Source organism: Paucilactobacillus suebicus DSM 5007 = KCTC 3549 (genome assembly GCF_001434475.1).
In the GTDB taxonomy this organism is placed as follows: domain Bacteria; phylum Bacillota; class Bacilli; order Lactobacillales; family Lactobacillaceae; genus Paucilactobacillus; species Paucilactobacillus suebicus.
Genome location: NZ_AZGF01000033.1, coordinates 1 through 16059 on the forward strand (window position 1 = coordinate 1; position 16059 = coordinate 16059).

At 39.3% G+C, this 16059-nt stretch carries 18 protein-coding genes and 1 pseudogene; 11 read left to right on the forward strand and 8 right to left on the reverse strand.

The genetic code is table 11. The annotated features are described in order from the left end of the window. Both FD16_RS10475 and FD16_RS10480 read right to left on the reverse strand, forming a co-directional pair. Positions 1-477, reverse strand: a 477-nt coding sequence (locus tag FD16_RS10475) for a DUF3021 domain-containing protein (RefSeq protein ID WP_056938558.1), incomplete at its 3' end; no start/stop codon positions are given. Further along, positions 474-911 carry a LytTR family DNA-binding domain-containing protein gene (locus FD16_RS10480; RefSeq protein WP_010622521.1) on the reverse strand — a complete coding sequence of 146 codons (438 nt, stop codon included), beginning with the start codon at positions 909-911 and terminating at the stop codon, positions 474-476. The genes FD16_RS10475 and FD16_RS10480, both read right to left, overlap by 4 nt. Before the next feature lie 293 nt (positions 912-1204). On the opposite strand from FD16_RS10480, the gene ribB reads away from it, so the two are divergent. Then, a complete protein-coding gene (gene ribB, locus FD16_RS10485; protein WP_010622522.1) occupies positions 1205-1870 on the forward strand; it encodes a 3,4-dihydroxy-2-butanone-4-phosphate synthase in 666 nt (221 codons plus the stop codon). A gap of 210 nt (positions 1871-2080) precedes the next feature. Here the strand turns inward: ribB and FD16_RS10490 are convergent, their stop codons facing one another. From FD16_RS10490 to FD16_RS10505, 4 genes are all read right to left on the reverse strand, one after another. Then, on the reverse strand, positions 2081-2443 hold the full coding sequence (locus tag FD16_RS10490; RefSeq protein ID WP_010622523.1) for a type II toxin-antitoxin system PemK/MazF family toxin: 363 nt from the start codon (positions 2441-2443) through the stop codon (positions 2081-2083). Continuing rightward, on the reverse strand, positions 2430-2717 hold the full coding sequence (locus FD16_RS10495; protein ID WP_010622524.1) for a type II toxin-antitoxin system RelB/DinJ family antitoxin: 288 nt from the start codon (positions 2715-2717) through the stop codon (positions 2430-2432). The genes FD16_RS10490 and FD16_RS10495 overlap by 14 nt, the downstream gene beginning before the upstream one ends. A 555-nt stretch (positions 2718-3272) precedes the next feature. Then, the gene (xylA, locus tag FD16_RS10500; RefSeq protein WP_010622525.1) at positions 3273-4649 is read right to left on the reverse strand and encodes a xylose isomerase; all 1377 of its coding nucleotides are present in this window, start codon (positions 4647-4649) and stop codon (positions 3273-3275) included. A gap of 387 nt (positions 4650-5036) precedes the next feature. After that, a complete protein-coding gene (locus FD16_RS10505; RefSeq protein ID WP_155804375.1) occupies positions 5037-5615 on the reverse strand; it encodes a TetR/AcrR family transcriptional regulator in 579 nt (192 codons plus the stop codon). A 108-nt stretch (positions 5616-5723) separates the two neighbouring features. Between FD16_RS10505 and FD16_RS10510 the strand changes: the two genes are divergently transcribed. The 4 genes from FD16_RS10510 (at position 5724) to FD16_RS10525 (ending at position 8337) form a co-directional block, all read left to right on the forward strand. Further along, positions 5724-6611, forward strand: coding sequence for an SDR family oxidoreductase (locus tag FD16_RS10510; RefSeq protein ID WP_010622527.1), 888 nt, complete (start codon positions 5724-5726; stop codon positions 6609-6611). 158 nt (positions 6612-6769) lie between these two features. Next, complete coding sequence (locus tag FD16_RS10515) at positions 6770-7219, forward strand: LytTR family DNA-binding domain-containing protein (protein ID WP_010622528.1); 450 nt, start codon at positions 6770-6772, stop codon at positions 7217-7219. 5 nt (positions 7220-7224) lie between these two features. After that, positions 7225-7965 carry a LiaF transmembrane domain-containing protein gene (locus tag FD16_RS10520; protein ID WP_010622529.1) on the forward strand — a complete coding sequence of 247 codons (741 nt, stop codon included), beginning with the start codon at positions 7225-7227 and terminating at the stop codon, positions 7963-7965. Between the two features lie 21 nt (positions 7966-7986). Continuing rightward, positions 7987-8337, forward strand: a complete 351-nt coding sequence (locus FD16_RS10525) for a hypothetical protein (protein WP_010622530.1) — start codon at positions 7987-7989, stop codon at positions 8335-8337. An 88-nt stretch (positions 8338-8425) separates the two neighbouring features. Here the strand turns inward: FD16_RS10525 and FD16_RS10530 are convergent, their stop codons facing one another. Then, a complete protein-coding gene (locus FD16_RS10530) occupies positions 8426-9097 on the reverse strand; it encodes a L,D-transpeptidase (RefSeq protein ID WP_010622531.1) in 672 nt (223 codons plus the stop codon). A gap of 82 nt (positions 9098-9179) precedes the next feature. Further along, positions 9180-9695 (reverse strand): ASCH domain-containing protein, encoded by a 516-nt coding sequence (locus tag FD16_RS10535; protein WP_010622532.1) that lies wholly within the window; start codon positions 9693-9695, stop codon positions 9180-9182. Between the two features lie 248 nt (positions 9696-9943). Between FD16_RS10535 and FD16_RS10540 the strand changes: the two genes are divergently transcribed. The 6 genes and pseudogenes from FD16_RS10540 to FD16_RS10565 all read left to right on the forward strand — a co-directional run bounded on the left by FD16_RS10540 (position 9944) and on the right by FD16_RS10565 (position 16044). Further along, positions 9944-10951 carry an aldose epimerase family protein gene (locus FD16_RS10540; protein WP_010622533.1) on the forward strand — a complete coding sequence of 336 codons (1008 nt, stop codon included), beginning with the start codon at positions 9944-9946 and terminating at the stop codon, positions 10949-10951. Between the two features lie 140 nt (positions 10952-11091). Further along, a complete protein-coding gene (locus FD16_RS10545) occupies positions 11092-12273 on the forward strand; it encodes an iron-containing alcohol dehydrogenase (protein ID WP_010622534.1) in 1182 nt (393 codons plus the stop codon). A gap of 408 nt (positions 12274-12681) precedes the next feature. Continuing rightward, positions 12682-13620, forward strand: a pseudogene (locus tag FD16_RS10550) (aldehyde dehydrogenase family protein); the annotation flags it as partial. Positions 13621-14110: 490 nt separating this feature from the next. Beyond that, on the forward strand, positions 14111-14557 hold the full coding sequence (fabZ, locus tag FD16_RS10555; RefSeq protein ID WP_010622536.1) for a 3-hydroxyacyl-ACP dehydratase FabZ: 447 nt from the start codon (positions 14111-14113) through the stop codon (positions 14555-14557). 33 nt (positions 14558-14590) lie between these two features. Further along, entirely contained in the window at positions 14591-15064 is a 474-nt protein-coding gene (locus FD16_RS10560) for a MarR family winged helix-turn-helix transcriptional regulator (protein ID WP_010622537.1), read from the forward strand. After that, positions 15061-16044, forward strand: a complete 984-nt coding sequence (locus tag FD16_RS10565; RefSeq protein ID WP_010622538.1) for a beta-ketoacyl-ACP synthase III — start codon at positions 15061-15063, stop codon at positions 16042-16044. Before FD16_RS10560 ends, FD16_RS10565 begins: the two co-directional genes overlap by 4 nt. Positions 16045-16059: the final 15 nt, after the last annotated feature.

Here is a 16059-nt window from a genome sequence, read left to right on the forward strand (position 1 = left end):
TTTTATATCAGTACTTCTTGACGAAGAACCAGATTTAATTTTCGCATTAATTCGTCGCACAATCGAGCGTGCGGCCATTAGCTGACCGAACCAGATGAAAAAATAAACGACAATGTAAATGACGGTGTAAATGGTGAGCCACGCAGCGTTTAGTGGGAACCACTGACAAATGAGTGCCAAAACTGTAAAGCCGATGTAGGTAATAATAAAGTTAACCGTTGTTTGACGAAGAATGCTCCATTTTTCCATTTCAAAAACAATACTGCTGACGCTGAAAACGACTCCCATCAATGCCCAAATAATTGCAGAGATGGTCACAGCGTTTATTGGATTGGCAAATTGATCAACAAACCGTGGTGTGGAAGGGTAAAAGCGAGTATTGCCGAATGCGTACGAAAAGATCAGTGCCATCGTTAGACCAATTGCGATACCAATCGGGGCGCCAATTAAGCTACGCGTAGTTATTTTCTTGATCATAATCCTAACCTCCTCTTTAGACTAGCCACAAAACGTCGTGATGCAAAAGCAGTATGACCATTTTTTAAAATAAGATTGATCATACCATTGTTTGAAACTTCCAAATGGTCGAGTGATTTGTAGTTGATGATTTCGCTCTGTGAAACTTTGATAAAATCACCAGGAAGCAAGTCGTTAAGCATGTATAATTTTTGTTTCAGGATAAACACTTGACGATCCACTGTTTCTGCAATGACCTTATTGTTCTGGGTACGAATGGATGCAACTTTGTCCAATTGCAACGGTGTGATGTCCTTATCCTTGAATCCCCACAGAATTTGATTGTCTGCGTTAATGCTATTAGCAATCTCTTGAAGGCGTTCAGTAAGATTTTTAACGTAAAATTCTGCGTGTTCTTCGTCAATATCCTGATCAATGTGAAAATTGACTTTCACGTTTGTCAGCTCCTTTCGCCAGGATTTATATTCGTCTTAAGTATACAAGACTGGCTAACACAGTATAGTGTTTCGAGGTAAACGGTACGATTATGGTGGTAAACGGTCAAAAGCTAAATTTAAAAGGTCGTGAGTAAAACACGAACACTATCACACCATTTTTTATTAATTATCCGTACTATATTTAACATAAAATTAATATAGTTCGTATTTTAATAATTATATTGACTTAATAAACATAAAATGCTAATTTAGTTCGTGTAAACACGAATAATATGAGGGAGCTGATTGATTTGAATCGTAAATTTAATACTGTGTCTGATGCAATTAGACATTTGCAGAATGGTGGTTTTATAATTTTATCTGACAACGAGTCACGTGAAAATGAAGGTGACCTTGTTGCACTGGCAGATAAAGTTAGTCCACAAACAATTCATGAAATGCTGAAGGAAGCTAACGGATTAATGTGTGTTCCGGTTAACGAAGAAATTGCTCATCGACTTGGATTCAAAGATATGGTGGCACATAGCACGGATCCCAATCAAACTCCGTTTATGATCACGGTTGACGGTAACGAAGAAAAAACAGGTGTTACAACTGGTGTTTCGGCGTTTGATCGTGCTGCGACAATTTACCGCATTGCTAATCCCGATGCTACTGCTGGTGACTTTAACCATCCTGGTCATATTCAGCCGTTGATTGCAAAGACGAAAGGAATTCGTGAACGTACAGGTCATACAGAAGCATCAGTTGATCTGGCATATTTGTCGAATTCAGCTCCTGTAACTGTAATTATCGAAGTACTGAAGGAAGATGGTCACATGGCCAGACGCGATGATTTATTTGAATTGGCTGACAAGCTTCGAGTACCTTATATTACCATTGGTGAAATTGCTGATTTTATGGATGAACATCACGTGGAGTATGCAGCGGAGTTAGAGGCTTCCACTTTGAATTAATTTTCTAAAATAATTAAAAAAGGACTTCGGCATGGCGATTGTCTGCTTGAGGTCCTTAGTGTTTATTATTACTAGCTTACCGTTGGACCAATATGACAAGAAAATCATGGTGCTAATCACAATGAATTAATTTCAAGTATTGGTGAAACAAGATAATAATTGCTGGTCTTGATTGCTTGCTTTTTTCATAAAGTTACGGAAAAATTGTATTTATTCGTTTAACTTTTTAATACGCATTTGGTACTCTCGGATGAATTGTGCAAGTTTATTAATATCATCAACAGGTAAAATACCAATTTGTTTAATATTAAAACTAACTAAATTATCGATATTGTAGATTTTTCCTGTGTCAATATATGATGGTTTAGTGAGCCCAACGGCATTCCAGTCTGTTATTGGAAAATATTGAGCCTTAATAAAAGCTGATTTATTTTCATATTTGGATGTTATTTTAAAAAATTTAATTCCATTTCCGTCTGTTTCTAATATTAGAATTGGTCTTGTCTTACCGTCTTCAGATTCAACCAATGCCATGTTAATACTGACAATGTCATTTTTGCTAATTTTCGTCATCAAATAGAACCTTTTCGGCTTCCTTGTTATTTTTAATATTTTGTTGAGGAACTGCTTTTAAGGCGTCTTCTAGATTAGCATTTGCTTTTTGTTCTTTAGTCAGTTGTAGATCAAAAGGAATTCCATCGGTGGCAACTATCTTTTTATAAAACATAGTAAGGGCTGTTGTAGTATTAAGCCCGAGTTTATCCAGGATTTCTTCCGCATTATCCACAAGATCTTTATCTATGTTAACTTGTATTCTTTTCTTCGAGTTATTCTTTTTAGCTAACATCATTTTTCCTCCTTTTTGCTTTATAATGAGTGTTTTATAAGTATATATTACTATATAATGAGTTGATTTAACTAATAAAACGTTCACTAATTTAAAGATCCTCATTTTAGAAATACGAAAATAGATAAACTAAAACATTTAACTAGCTTTAATCTTGGTGTCCATTAAAAAAGCCTCAAAGCAAGAGAGTGTCTGCTTTGGGGCTCTTTTCTGGTGTTTGTTATTGGGTGTAGTGTCGCATTAGCTTACCGTTGGACTAATACGACAGAAAATTAAGGTGTGAAACGCAACAGGTGATTCTTAGCTTTAAAATGGCCAAAGGTTAATTGCTGGTGTTGGGCGATTAACCCTCAGTCGGATTAATCTTAGGAATCAGTTGCGTACGGACTAGTTAAATCGTTTGGTTTGTTTTTTTTTGTGGCAGTTTAGACTAAACTCGCTCCACAGCACAGAAACAATCCGATAAAAATAATCACGCATCAACCGTCAAATGCGCGGTCAATGCGTGATTATCCATTATCGGATTGTTTCTGACCGTGCTGTTACGCGATCTAATTAGTTAAAACGTGCACCCAATACTGCATAGATATAGTTGTTCAAGGTAGCCTTGATTGCTTCAAGGTGACCTGACTTAGTTGATGCAATTACATCAGCATCTGGAGTGTCGATGATGTATTTTTCAAGGTCAGCAAATGTTACTTTACCAGCTTCGAAGTCTGCACCGATACCTGAATCAAATGATGAGTAACGATCCTTCAAGATGTCTTCGAAGTAGCCATCTTCTAAGATTTTAGCTGCAACACGTAAGCCGGCAGCATAGACGTCCATTCCTGCCATGTGACCGTAGAAGAGGTCTTCTGGCTTGAAGCTTTGACGACGAACCTTGGCATCAAAGTTAAGTCCACCAGTTGGAAGACCGCCGTTCTTCAAGAATTCGTACATAACTAGAGTTGCTTCATAGATGTCGTTAGGGAATTCATCGATATCCCAGCCGATTAACTTGTCACCCATGTTGGCATCAAGTGAACCAAGTAAGCCGGCTTCACGAGTGAAACGAACTTCATGTTCATAAGTGTGACCAGCAAGGAAGGCATGGTTACCTTCAAGGTTCAACTTGAAGTCGTTTTCCAAACCGTATGTCTTCAAGAAGGCAATGGTTGTTTGTGCATCTGTATCATATTGGTGTGAAGTTGGTTCCTTTGGCTTTGGTTCGAGTAAGAACTGGCCAGTGTAACCAATTTCCTTAGCGTAATCAACGGCCAACTTGAAGAATGCAGCAATGTGGTCTAATTCGCGCTTTGTATCAGTGTTTAATAATGACTCGTAACCTTCACGGCCACCCCAGAATACGTATGATTCTGAGCCAAGACGCTTAGCAATTTCAAGTGAGTGCTTGATTTGTGCACCGGCGTAAGCAAATACGTCAGCGAATGGAGTAGTAGCACCACCAGCAACGAAACGCTTGTTAGTGAACAATGATGAAGTGTTCCAAAGCAATTTCTTGCCAGTTTCTTGCATCTTTTGTTCGACCTTGTCGACAACTTTGTCTAAGTTTTCGTTAGTTTCACGGAGAGTGTTGCCTTCAGGAGCCAAATCACGGTCGTGGAATGCAAAGTATTCAACGCCTAATTTGTCCATGAATTCAAACATGTAGTCAACTTTAGCGAGGGCAAGTTCCATTGAACCTTCTTCGCCTTCCTTGTCCCAAGGACGTTGTGCAGTACCTTCACCAAATGGGTCAACTAAGCGTTGGTCCATTGTGTGCCAGTAAGCAACTGAGAACTTCAGCCAGTCTTTCATCTTAAGTGTCTTGCCGTTAGCAGTAATTTCTTCTTCGGCATTGTAGAAGTTATATCCTTTAGTAGCCTTGAAGTCTAAACCTTTCTTGCCACCAACGTAGGTAGCCTTAGGAAAGTCGAATAATTCAGTCATGTCAGTTGTCCTCCAATTATAGTTTAAAAATAAGCTGATAGATTGTTAGTTAGTTGTACGAAACAACCAACCGATGAAGTTAAGTATACTGGAAGCACATTCAATTTGCAAGCGTTTTCTAGCAAAGATTTTATAAAGGTGACAATAAGCAAAAAAGTGGTTACAAATGTACGTGTTTGTAAAAGAGAGTGTGGGAAAAGGCAGTTTGCTCCCAGAACATAAGCCTCCAAAGACTAAAATCTTGGATTTTGGTCTTTGGAGGCTTATGTGGCCGGAAGCAGCCGTTTGCTGCACGTTTATTCTAGATAAATTAAAGAACTAAATTTATATATTTTGGTACTTTTTATAGCTTAATATTACTGTTTGTCCCACTATCTAATAACTTAATTAATCTGTTTTCGGATTAGAGATGGCACTCCAAATCATATCTAGAACTGGTTCGAACGATATATCATCGCTAGAATTGCGCACAATTGATGCCTGCTTTCTAACCGTGTTGAACACAATGCTAAGGTGGATTGAAGGGTCGACATTGCGGAGGGTTCCATCGTTAATGCCGCGCATGATTAGTTGGCGCGCATATTGTCGATCGTTGTCCGGATCTTCTCCTGTATTTTTGAGTGGTGAGTTTGCCAAGTGCTTAATTTGATCAATGATCGTAAGCCGATCATCGTGATTGAGTGCAAACTGATACAGTGTAGTGATGTAGCGCTGCAATAATGTTGCCGTGTTGAGATTGGAATTCAACGCATCGTCAAAAATTGGACGTAATACCGCCAGTTGGGCTAAATAAACATGGAATAGCAGGTCATTTTTATTTTTAAAATAAATGTAGATATTTGACTGTGAAATACCAACTTTTTTAGCTACTTGGGTCGTCGATAAAGCAGCAGCGCCGTTACTTAGGATAACTTGGCTGGCCGCTTCGATAATTTGTTCTGTTTTTTGATCGTCTTTTTTTCTCATATTTGTATAATACGCAAAATAAATTTCTAATTCAAGCTTGAAAAAGATAAGTTTATCTTTTATAATCAATTTTAATAAAGATAAGTTTATCTTTTAAGGAGGCATACTATGAAATTAACTCTATTAGGTTCTTTAGGACATATTAATCAGTACACAATTCCAGCATTTGTAAAGGCGGGCCATGATGTCACGGTTGTGACCAGTTCAGAAAAACGGGTGGCTGCCATTGAGTCAATTGGTGCACACGCCGCTGTCGGCTCAATGAAGGATACCGAATTCTTGACCAGCGCATTAACCGGTGCAGATGCCGCATATTTAATGCTATCGGGTGGCTTTGATGATAGTGCCAGCATGGATGAAACTGCCACTAAGCAGGCAATAATTTTTCGAGACGCGGTTCGTAATGCAGGCGTAAACAGAATCGTCAATTTGAGCAGTGTTGGTGCAGATCAAGGCCCGGAAGTTGGTTCGCTACACATGTATCACATTATTGAAGATACATTGAGAGAACTAGAAAATGTAAATATAACCTTTGTTCGAGCAGTTGGTTTCTATAGTAATTGGCTCGCAAATATTCCAACGATTAAATCAGATCACGCGATTTACAGAAATGCTCACGCACAGACAGTCAACGCGATGACTGATCCAAGCGACATTGCCACAGCAATAATTGAGGAATTACCAAATTTGAAGTCAACAACTGATGTTCGTTACGTAGTTAGTGACTTTCAAACTGGCAATCAAATTATTGAAACATTGTCAAAGAAACTAAATATTCCTGATCTCAAGTGGGTGGAGTTAACTGATCAGCAGATGCTGACACAAATGGAGAAAATGGGTATGCCAACTCCATTTGCACAGGGAATGACGACTTCCAATCGCCGTCAAGATTCACCAGACTTTTATGCTGATTTACGAGCTAATCTGCCAACATTGGGAAAGGTTAAATTCAGCGACTTTGCCGAACGGTTTGTCAGTGCCTACCAAAACTCATAGAATTATGTCATTATCGAAGGTAATCAGTGTGAGCACTGACTACCTTTTTTAGTGCGGTCAATGTGTCACTTAGACGCCAAAATTAACCACTTACGCAAATGGTATTTATCTGTGCAGTCGCATGTGGTCTAATAAACCATGCGAAAGGATGTATCTTCATGAAAGTGAAACTAGAAATTGATGCGGGCATTCAGGACAGTGAGGTGATCATCCGAGCACCGAAGTACGATGCTGACATTCAACAAATTCAAGACTTAATTCAACAGCAAAATGCGGCCAAGGAATCCTTTGAATTTTACAAGGGTGCCACTCAGTACTACTTGGAGATCGGGTCAATCATGTTTTTTGAAACCGAAGATCGTCAGGTACTGGCACATACCGCGACTGACGTTTATAACGTGCACTTGCGATTGTACGAATTGGAACAGCGATTACCAATTGAGTTCATTAGGGTTTCGAAGTCGGCAATTGTGAACGTGTCGAAGATTTTAGCACTCACTAAGTCGCTGTCGAATTGTCTGATTCAATTTGAAAATTCTCCTAAAGAAATTTATGCATCCAGAAAATATTACCGGCCATTGCAGGACCGATTACGGAAAATGAGGTAAATATCATGAGAAAACAACGTTGGTTTTGGGGCATCCTGTTTGTGGCAGGTGCCGGAATCTTATTAGCCAGCGAAATGGGCTGGCTGACATTTCATTTAAGCACATTCACACTTATTGCGACAATTTTCTTTGCGATAATTTTTGTTAAAAGTGCTATTTATCTGATGATCCCGGGAATGATGTTCTCATTAGCATTTCTAAGCATGTTGTACGCTAGGCCTCTTGGCATTACACAAATGGTGCCGTGGGGGATATTAGGCATCGCATTACTGCTGTCAATCGGGCTATCACTAATTTTTCACCCTCATCGCCGTTGGTATGGTAATGCAGCGCGTATGCATGCACATCACCGTCGCTACCATTATCATGGCGGACACGATCAATTTGGTGATGGTGAAACAACCACTTCTACGAATGATGACAGCTATGTAGAAGTACTCGTAAATATGAGCAGTAACATTCGCTACATTACATCGAAAGATTTGAAGCAGGTAGATATCGACGTCAGTATGGGCGGCGTAAAGGTCTACTTCAATGATGCGGTTGTGAACGATGAAGCAGTCATTAATGTAGATAGTAATCTGAGTGGAACAGAGTTATTCATGCCAAGAGATTGGGATGTTCAGATAGATAACGGATTAATGCTTTCAGGTGTCAGTGAAAAAGGGGTTAGCACAAAGAAGGGGCCAAAAATCAGAGTAACTGGCAATTTAAGGCTGTCGGGATTGACGATTTATTATATCTAGAGTGTTTTGAGACGCGCTAAGATGCTGTTAAATAAGGACGCCACCACATTAACTGCGTATTTTGCAGTTGGTGTGGTGGCGTCCTTATTTAATGAGCGTCTGCGTCTCAAAACACGTTTCGGCAAAATTGCAGAAATTAAAAACGCCACCACATTAACTGCGTATTTTGCAGTTGGTGTGACTGGGTTGCCTTATTTAATGAGCGTCTGCGTCTCAAAACACGTTTCGGCAAAATTGGAGTTGTGTTTAATCAATATAAATTTAATAAATATTGGTTTGTGGTTACTAAATAGTCTGCTTTCAAAACATAAAGTAACACGCACCAACACTCTAGTGGAATCGTGCTCCGCCAAGCAGGCATCCATTAAATAAGGCAACCTCCACCTCAGTCGTTCAAAGTTCGAACAACTAAGGCGAAGGTTGTCTTATTTCACAATGCCTTATCGCTTGGCTACGCACACTAATGGATGACTACCTTCATCCCAAACGGCACGTTATTATAAACCCACATAGCATCCGGCACCGAAAGCTGAATACAGCCGTGCGAATTAGCTTGTTTACTCAATTTCACAGCTTGGGACTTAATATACTGGTTGTTGGCGTTAACCGGCACGGTGTGGAATAGGTACTCACCATGATTAAGCCACGATACATAGTAATTAGCGCCCTCTTTAACCGCTGGATTGTAAAAATGGGTACCACGTTCTGCTTGAATTTGATAGGTGCCACGCGGGGTACCATTGTTTTTATCGGTAGAACAATACATTGTGTACAAAATTTGATTATGATTTGCACCATCCCGAACGTATACTCGTTGTTTAGCGATGTTAACATCAAGCCAAGCTTGCGGATACTGTTTCAGGTTTGGATATGGTTTTGTTTCCGAAGATTTACGCCAATTTATATTGCTAGGTGCACTCGACTGGCTAGTTTGACTGTTTTTACTAACGGTGTGCGTAATTTTTTTAGTTGTACTACTTGTTTTAGAAACTGCTAAATTCTGTTGATACAAATGGTCTGCTTTTGACTGCGATTTAGCAGTCGAATTAGTGAACATAAAATGGAATGCTAGCACTGCCACAAGACAGATGCCGAGAATTAAAATAATCCGCTTCTTGAAATGTCGGTTCATTTTATTCACCACGATTCACTTGATGATAACTATTAGATAATTCACCATCATGGTATCATGATTTCTTATGAATGACAAAAGTTCATCTAGCAGCGTCTACCCAGGCTTGACCAACTGCATTCCAGTCGTTCGTTTCTTTCAGAATTTTTTGATATTTCTTGGGCATTTGCTTAGTGCCAATACCTTCTAACGGTTCTAAAAATTCAGTATAAAACGGTGTTGCCTTTTCTGATTCTGGATTTTTAATATACTCTTTCATCGATTTAACCAAATCAGGTAATGGTTCAATCAATTGACCATCAACATCGTAAAAGTGTAATTTACCCTTAACCTTGAAAGGCTTAATCGGCATCTTTGGTCTAACATGCCATTCGTAATTACCGTCTCGGTTTTTGCGATCACTGACACTGGTGATTTCAACAATTGCTAAAGCATAGCCGTTCGGTAGTCCAAGACCAAAGTCCACATTAGATGGTGTACTCGATGAAACCAGTAAAAATTCTTTGACGTTCTTTGGTGGCCAAGTCCGATATTCTATTTTCTTGTCACCATAAATAATTTGCATGGCATAGGGGTTCTTGATTGATAGGGCGAGCATAACAACGACTCCTTTGATTTATTAATTTAAGCATATACTAATAAACGTATAAATACGACCATAATTTTATTTATTGAGCCAACATGCTACTAGATAAAGGTCAAGATAATGAGAGTAGTATCAAGTCTCTCTTAAATAGTTCGATAAAATTATAACTTTTTGATGACTTATTGATAATTACCCATTGATTTTGCACAAAATAGCGTATAATGTCATTAATGAAGCGTTTTCACAAGGAGGATTATTTTATGCAAATTACGAGTGACAAGTTTGGACAAGTTGATGGACAAGATATTGAACGGTATACCATTACTAATCGGTCTGGTAGTCTAATTCGAGTGTTGACATATGGTGCCGTTTGGCAAGGATTTGTTGTTGATGGTAAAGATGTTATCGTTCATTTTGACGATGTGGATCACTATGCTGGTTCCGCTAACTATGGGCTGTGCAAGACAGTTGGACCAGTTGCCGGTCGGATTACTAACGCTACGGCAGTAATTCATGAAACAGCGGTACATTTTGACGCTAATGAAAATGGCAATACTTTACATGGTGGTCCTCATGGTTTTGCCAACTTAATCTGGGAAGTAGCTGACAAAACGGTTAATGAACACGATGCTAGTGTTACACTGCAACGTCATATTCCTAGTACCGAAGATCATTTTCCTGGCGATGTGGATGCACAAGTAACGTTTAAATTTAATGACGACAATGAAGTTTCGATCACGTTTGAAGCTTCCACAACTGAAGCAACGCTGTTTAACCCAACTAACCATGTTTACTTCAATTTGACTGATGGCCAAAAGGATTTGACGAAGCAACAGCTCCAAATTAATGGTACGCAACTGTTGGAACTAGACGAAGAAAAATTACCAACAGGTAAATTCTTAGACCTAGTGGGAACTGGGTACGACTTTATCAAGCCAACTCACGTTACCGATGCCTTAGACAAGATAGAAAAGGAAACTGGTAAAACAGAAATTGATGATGCATTTAAGGTAACTCCAAGTGGGACTGATCCAATTGCAATTGTCAGTGCTGATGATAACAAGCGACGTGTTGAAATTTATTCGGATCGCAATGGCTTAGTTGTTTACACTGCTAACCCATTAGATGATTCAAAGCCATACAATGCTTTAGCTACTGAAGCACAGATGCTCCCAGATGCCGTTAACCATGCCGGTTTTGGTGATATTATCTTGGAACCAGGTAAGCCGAAAGAATACACAATTACTTATAAATTTTTTGAAGGCTAAATTAACTAAAAACTGAGTTTATCAAATGATGATCTCAGTTTTTTGTTACTTTTAGATTTGTGTGTTGACTTAGAGTGACCTCTAAGTTGTTTAATATTAATGTGATGTAAACGATTTTGATATTAGAAAGGAACAATACTATGGAAAATTTTCAATTTAACAACCCAACAGATATTCGTTTTGGCAAAGGACATATTGAACCAGAACTGCATGATGCCGTTGCACAATTTGGTAATAACGTGCTCTTTGTGTACGGTGGGCATTCAATTAAAAAATCTGGTTTATATGACCAGGTTAAAAATCTGTTGAAAGACTTAAACATCGTTGAATTAGGCGGTGTTGCAGCTAATCCTAAGATCGAATCAGTTAGAGAAGGACAGAAGCTTGCTAAAGACAACAATGTTGATGTGATTTTAGCCGTTGGTGGTGGCTCGGTTATTGATGCCAGCAAGGTAATTTCATCAGCTAAGTTTTATGATGGTGATCCCTGGGATCTAGTAGTCAACGAAAACGGTGCTGATAGTCATAAGATTGATGAAGTGCCAATTGTCGATATTTTGACATTGTCAGCTACGGGGACGGAAATGAACCGGAACGCTGTAATTTCAAACATGGAAATTAATGAAAAGATTGGGACTACGGTGCCAAATACTCCAGCAGTATCTTTCCTTGATCCATCATTGACCGAGACGGTTCCAGCACGTCAAACGGCTGCTGGTTCAATTGATATTATGAGTCATTTGACTGAACAATATTTTGATTGTGCCGAAAACAATGATGTTTCTAAAGGGCTGATTGAAGGAATTATGCAGGCCGTGATTAAGTGGGCACCAATCGCAATTAAGGATCCTACTAATTACGATGCGCGTGCTAACTTGATGTGGGCATCAACAATGGCATTGAATAGCATTGTGAATGTATCGAATATCAACGAATGGACAGTTCACCCATTGGAACATGAACTATCAGCTTACTATGACATTACCCATGGCATTGGGTTGGGTATTTTAACACCACGTTGGATGAACAAAGTGATTGAAGATAAAACAACGTTGCCATTGTTTGCTCGTCTGGCTCGCAATGTCTGGCATCTAAGTGGAGATGATGATCTAGAATTGGCAAAGGCTGCCATTCAAAAGACATCAGACTGGAACAAGTCATTGGGTGCAGAAATGACATTGCCAGAAGTTGGCATTAAAGATGAAACTAACTTCGAGGCAATGGCAAAGAGTGCAGTTAAAGAAGGATCGTTAGACACGGATGCATACATCAAGCTAACGGTTGAAGATGCGGTTGAGATTTATAGGGCTTCGCTAAAATAGACAGCGGAGAAAGCCGATTAGAACACGAGCATTAACGTAATAAAACTAAGGTCCCTCGAACTTTGAGGGACCTTAGTTTTATTGTGTTAAGCGCAATGTTCTGGCTTTCGGAGCTGCTTTCGACTAAATTGCCAAAAAGTATGGAAGTAAGAAAGGTACCCATTTTCATCAAAAAAAGTGCGCAATCAAAATAGAAAAAATCAACTTCACCAACTAATACGTATAATCCCATATTTCACCTATAATAAGCAAAAATCAATCCACCTAATAATTCACAATCTTAACGAATTTGCTTGTGAAATTAAGCCATAATAATTGACTTAATTATATATAAAATATACAATGAAAGCGCTTAAGATAAGTGAGCAATCTTTTTGATAGGTTTGTGAAAAAATAGGAGGATAAATCATGGCATACAAGACAGTAAATCCATATACGAATGAAGTTGTGAAGGAATATCCGGATGCTACTCCTGCAGAAATTGAAAGTGCGCTGACCAATGCGTACAAATTATTCAAGAAATGGGAATTAGAAGGACCAGAAACAAGAGCTGATCAACTACATGATGTTGCTAGATTAATGCGTGAACACAATGAGGAATTAGCGACGGCGATGGTGACCGATATGGGTAAACTTTATCGCGAAGCATTGGGTGAAGTGGAGCTATGTGCGATCATTGCAGATTATTTTGCGGACCATGGTGCTGATTTATTGAAGACAACCAAAATTGAAACAATGGCAACAGGGGATGCACAAATTCAAAAACATCCACTAGGCGTTTTAATGATGGTTGAACCATGGAATTTCCCTTACTACCAAATCATGCGGGTATTTGCGCCAAACTTTATGGTTGGTAACCCAATGATTTTAAAGCATGCCGCAATTACGCCAGGATCGGCAGTGGCATTTGAAAAAATTGTTAAAGAATCGACGGCACCTGATGATAGCCTAAAGAACCTGTTCTTAAGCTACGATGCAGTATCAGATGTAATTGCAGATCGTCGTGTCCAAGCCGTTGCTTTAACAGGTTCAGAGCGTGGTGGTAAGAGTGTTGCTAAGGAAGCTGGTGCTAATTTAAAGAAGAGCACGATGGAACTTGGCGGTACTGATGCATTTATTGTTTTAGATGATGCAGATATTGATGAGGTCACTAAAATTGCTTGGCGCGCACGTTTATATAATGCTGGACAAGTATGTACTTCATCAAAACGGTTCATTGTTTCTGCTAACCATTACGATGAATTTGTGGCCAAGTTAAAAGAGAATTTTGCTAACGTAAAACCTGGTGATCCGATGGCTAACGAAACAACATTGGCACCAATGAATTCTAAGAAAGCTAATGATAAATAACCAAAAATAACTGCCCACAACACTTTTGACAAGTAGGGCAGTTATATAACAACCAAAAGTCAATCGTCTTAAACGGTAAACCTAGGGAGTACGTTGCAGCGTATTCCATTTTTATTTGTCTAATATAATATCATGAATTATAAAAATTAAATCCATTAACGGTATTTCGTACAAAACACCTCAACCAATTTGTTGCTTAAATATACAAACGACCACACGTGCGGTGAATAATTGTTCATTATGATGCGAATTAGATTATGTTAGCAAAAACTTAAAAACTTTTTTAAAACACTCAGAACGCTTACATCATCGTCGATTTCGTCATACTTTTGTAATCAAAATAAAATTATTTTGATAAAATAGTTTGAAATTCAAACTAAATTATTATAGGATGTTGCTAGCTTGTTGGAGAGATTCAACAAGTTAAAAAATTAGTATATAGTTTGAAATTCAAACTAAATCTTATTTAATAAAAAAGGAGCTAGCAATGAGTACATTAGATGTATCGGAAATTATGGATTTAATTCCCAATCGCTACCCGATCTTGTTCATGGATAAGGTCGACGAACTCAATCCTGGCGAGTCGATTGTTGTGACAAAAAACGTGACAATCAACGAGGAATTTTTTCAGGGTCACTTTCCAGGAAACCCGGTGATGCCGGGAGTATTAATCATTGAGGCACTTGCGCAAGCAGCGTCGATTCTGATTCTGAAGGCTGACCGCTACAAAGGTAAGACAGCTTATTTAGGAGCAATTAAGGAAGCCAAGTTCAGGCAAGTTGTGCGACCTGGTGATGTGCTTAAATTACATGTCACGATGGAAAAACAACGAGACAACATGGGCACCGTCAGCTGCAAAGCGATGGTCGAAGACAAAGTTGCCTGTTCTGCGGGACTAACTTTTATCGTTGCGGACGCTAAATCAAAGCTATAATAAAAGAAAAACGTTCACAGGGGAAAAGTAATTATGACAGATAAAGCGAGTGTAGATATCAAGCGGGAGGACTTCAAGTTTATTAACGACGCGCTGGTCGATGTGTTCGATCGGATTTTGCGAATCGAGGAGAGCGAATTGCGAAAGAGTCAATTCAAAGATGTGACAATTAACGAGTTGCATTTAGTTCATGCGATTACTTTACATGAACATAAAACAACCACGGCAGTCGCTAATGAATTGCACTTAAGCAAGGGATCATTGACATCTAGCGTCAACACACTGGTTCGTCGCGGATACGTAATGCGCATTCGCAATCAGCAGGATCGTCGCGTAATTAATTTGGGCCTAACTAGCAAGGGACGACTCCTATATCGTGCTCATGATGCTTTTCACAGTCAATTAGTTAAAAGCTTTTTGAATGGAATGGATGAAGATGATCTTCCGTTGGTAAAAAAAGCGTTTGTTAACTTGAGAAATTTTTTAGACGAGGCAGCCAGAGATTGAAATTTACTAATTTTCGAATTGCGGCAACCGCGAGCGCGGTGCCTAAGCAAGTCATTACTAATGATCAATTGGCACAGATCATGGATACGTCCGATGAATGGATTGTTCAGCGAACCGGGATCCATCAACGTCATATTAGTGATGATGAGACTACCAGTACACTCTGTACGTCTGTAGCGAACCAGTTACTTGAAGAAGCAGGCATAACGGCCAACGATATTGACTATATTATTGTGGCCACTATGTCACCTGACTTTCTAACTCCGTCCGTTAGTGCGATGGTGCAGGGAAATGTTGGTGCAAAAAATGCTGCTGCGTTTGATATTAACGCTGCTTGTTCGGGGTTTGTGTACGGAATGAGTGTTGCCCATGATTTATTGAAGGGCGACAGGCAAAAGCGGGCACTGCTGATCGGTGGCGAAACTTTAAGCCGCCTGATTGATTGGCATGACCGGAGTACTGCTGTGTTATTCGGTGACGGAGCTGCGGGGGTATTGCTTGAGAGTGCTGACGATGAACATGGTGCATGGCGTGGCGAAGATATCAAAACGTTTGGCGAATTAGGTCGGCATTTAACGGCTGGTCATATTGTCAATCGAAATCCATTCAGTAAGCAGGTTGATACTCAGTCACCCTTCTTTGAAATGAATGGCCGTCGAATATATTCGTTTGCGGTACGAAATATCCCGCAATCGATTAATAAGGCGGCGGAATGCGCAAACAATACGATTAATGACATTAACTATTTTGTCTTTCACCAAGCGAATCAACGCATTATTGAACATGTTGCTGAGGACATGGAAATTTCAGCAGATCGTTGTCCAATTAATATTAATGAATTTGGCAACACAGCAGCTGCAAGTGAGCCACTATTATTAGATCAGTTAATTAAGAATCAAAAAATTAAACGAGGTGATCTGCTGGCCCTGACAGGGTTCGGCGGCGGCCTCACAATTGGAACAGAAATTATCAGATATTAAAATTTGGAGGAATTA

Bases quoted from the DNA above. Each gene is read 5' to 3' on its own strand.
- FD16_RS10490 (WP_010622523.1), bottom strand. From the start codon at position 2,443: ATGACGAAAATTAGCAAAAATGACATTGTCAGTATTAACATGGCATTG.
- FD16_RS10495 (WP_010622524.1), bottom strand. From the start codon at position 2,717: ATGTTAGCTAAAAAGAATAACTCGAAGAAAAGAATACAAGTTAACATA.
- xylA (WP_010622525.1), bottom strand. From the start codon at position 4,649: ATGACTGAATTATTCGACTTTCCTAAGGCTACCTACGTTGGTGGCAAG.
- FD16_RS10505 (WP_155804375.1), bottom strand. From the start codon at position 5,615: ATGAGAAAAAAAGACGATCAAAAAACAGAACAAATTATCGAAGCGGCC.
- FD16_RS10510 (WP_010622527.1), top strand. From the start codon at position 5,724: ATGAAATTAACTCTATTAGGTTCTTTAGGACATATTAATCAGTACACA.
- FD16_RS10515 (WP_010622528.1), top strand. From the start codon at position 6,770: ATGAAAGTGAAACTAGAAATTGATGCGGGCATTCAGGACAGTGAGGTG.
- FD16_RS10520 (WP_010622529.1), top strand. From the start codon at position 7,225: ATGAGAAAACAACGTTGGTTTTGGGGCATCCTGTTTGTGGCAGGTGCC.
- FD16_RS10525 (WP_010622530.1), top strand. From the start codon at position 7,987: ATGCTGTTAAATAAGGACGCCACCACATTAACTGCGTATTTTGCAGTT.
- FD16_RS10530 (WP_010622531.1), bottom strand. From the start codon at position 9,097: ATGAACCGACATTTCAAGAAGCGGATTATTTTAATTCTCGGCATCTGT.
- FD16_RS10535 (WP_010622532.1), bottom strand. From the start codon at position 9,695: ATGCTCGCCCTATCAATCAAGAACCCCTATGCCATGCAAATTATTTAT.
- FD16_RS10540 (WP_010622533.1), top strand. From the start codon at position 9,944: ATGCAAATTACGAGTGACAAGTTTGGACAAGTTGATGGACAAGATATT.
- FD16_RS10545 (WP_010622534.1), top strand. From the start codon at position 11,092: ATGGAAAATTTTCAATTTAACAACCCAACAGATATTCGTTTTGGCAAA.
- fabZ (WP_010622536.1), top strand. From the start codon at position 14,111: ATGAGTACATTAGATGTATCGGAAATTATGGATTTAATTCCCAATCGC.
- FD16_RS10560 (WP_010622537.1), top strand. From the start codon at position 14,591: ATGACAGATAAAGCGAGTGTAGATATCAAGCGGGAGGACTTCAAGTTT.